Annotated in this window: 1 protein-coding gene and 1 pseudogene; one reads left to right on the top strand and one right to left on the bottom strand. The window is 48.2% G+C overall.

Going from position 1 to position 1694, the window contains the following annotated elements; all coding sequences use genetic code 11:
• A pseudogene (locus V6N04_RS18935) lies at nucleotides 1–112 on the top strand (IS5-like element ISCARN85 family transposase); the annotation flags it as partial.
• Here the strand turns inward: V6N04_RS18935 and V6N04_RS18930 are convergent.
• Nucleotides 109–1536, bottom strand: a complete 1428-nt coding sequence (locus V6N04_RS18930) for a hypothetical protein (protein WP_371171731.1) — start codon at nucleotides 1534–1536, stop codon at nucleotides 109–111. The pseudogene V6N04_RS18935 and the gene V6N04_RS18930 sit on opposite strands and share 4 nt — an antisense overlap.
• Between the last annotated feature and the right edge of the window lie 158 nt (nucleotides 1537–1694).

Raw genomic sequence — 1694 nt, 5'->3', positions numbered from 1 at the left:
GTTTCGAAGGCTGAAAGGATACCGGCGCATCTTCTCAAGGTTCGAAAAGCTGGACGTCATGTACCGCGCTTTCCTGAATTTCGCCCTAATCGTCGATATGATTAAGTGTTAACAGGCCCTAATCAATTCGTTGAATTGCGCATTTATCCGCGGCCCGGCAATGTGATTGGGGTCACTTTGCTGCCGGGTTGATCCAATCCTTTGCACGAAATCAACACCATATGCTTTTTCAAAGAAAGCAAGGTATTTCGCGTTAACAAATTCGCCACGGCTACCCTCATCGACACCTTCGACTCCTGCCCAGCTAAGGACGTAGTCCTCGAAAGATTCTACGAAGGCCTCGATATCTCCAGCTGACAAGTAATCAAGAAGTGCGTTTGCCTGAGTACGTAGATCTTCGTCAAGCGACAATGCAACTTGAGTTGATGGTATATCTCCATATCCCCACAATGTGGGAATGAGGAGTGCGTCGGAATGATATTGGAAGTCACCCGGAAGAAGTGCGACAGTGTCTACTAGGTCGCTTTCAAACAATACATCTTCGATAAGACCGATTGAACCGTCGTCGAACGTAAATGAGCCGCGATGCGTTATTGTGTTCCCAGCGTTTGTTTCGGATACTTCATCAGCAGATACGTTTATTGACACGATTCCAATTTCGCTCAAACTCTGCAATTCACCATCGTTTGAAACACCGTCCTGATCTAGGTCGCGCCAAACCAAAAGGTCGTTGAAGCCATCGTCACTGGCGTCGATCTTTCCGTCACTGTTTGAATCTAGAGCAGCAAGCTGGGCAAAGCCATTGTCAAAGCCAGTCTGATCACCAAACAACTCGGTTGTGTCATCAATCTGACCGTTGCCATTGACATCAATAGCAAGCAATCCATCGTCCGGTGAAACCCAACCAGTTCGCTCAGCAAACCCATCCACATTTAGATCAAAGTGCGCTTCCGATTGGGATAATGCGGTAAGCTCAACACCGTCGCCATCAAGGTCAATGACGAGTGGGTCAATGGCCGGTGGATTACTGTAGTCGCTATCATCTGGCAGGTCATCACCAGGGCCGCCGTTGTTTTCTTCTTCTGTCCCGTCGTCGCCCGTTTCACTTTCTTCGCCGGGATTATCTTCCTCTTCCTCCTCGTCTTCCTCATCCAGTTCTTCCTGACGAGCATCGGCATAATCTTGATCCCAGAGCCCGCGGTCTTTTAGGTCTTGCTTGGCACGTTCAGCAGCTGCGCGCTCCTCAGGATCCGAACTGTTCTGCGCATCTACGATATCGTTGTGAATATCGCGCAAATGGGAGTTCCTATGTTCTGGATTCATGCCGGGGTTGTTTTCAACCTTGTCCGCTACCGATTCAGTGCGTTCGTCAACTGGCCCGTGGTTTTCGTCGACCTCGTCATTCATTTCACCTGGCGTAGATCCTGCTTCACCAGCAGTACCATCGTGATTTCCAGCCAAATCTCCTACGAGACTGTCCAAGGTATCACGCATCCCACCATAAACATCACCGCCGCTAATATCAATTTCACTCATAGATCACCTTATTTATCTAGAATTTTTAAACAGAAGAATTAGGGCCTGTTAACACTATTACTTAGTGCTATTTGATGCTAGGTATCTGTTATGAATGAGATAACAGAAAATCAATACGCGCTGATCCAGCCCTACTTGCCAGTCCAGCGCGGGAATGT

The organism is Aliiroseovarius conchicola (assembly GCF_041403445.1).
Lineage (GTDB): Bacteria > Pseudomonadota > Alphaproteobacteria > Rhodobacterales > Rhodobacteraceae > Aliiroseovarius > Aliiroseovarius conchicola.
The sequence above is the reverse complement of the archived record's forward strand: the minus strand, read 5'-3'. Positions and strand labels throughout refer to the sequence as shown.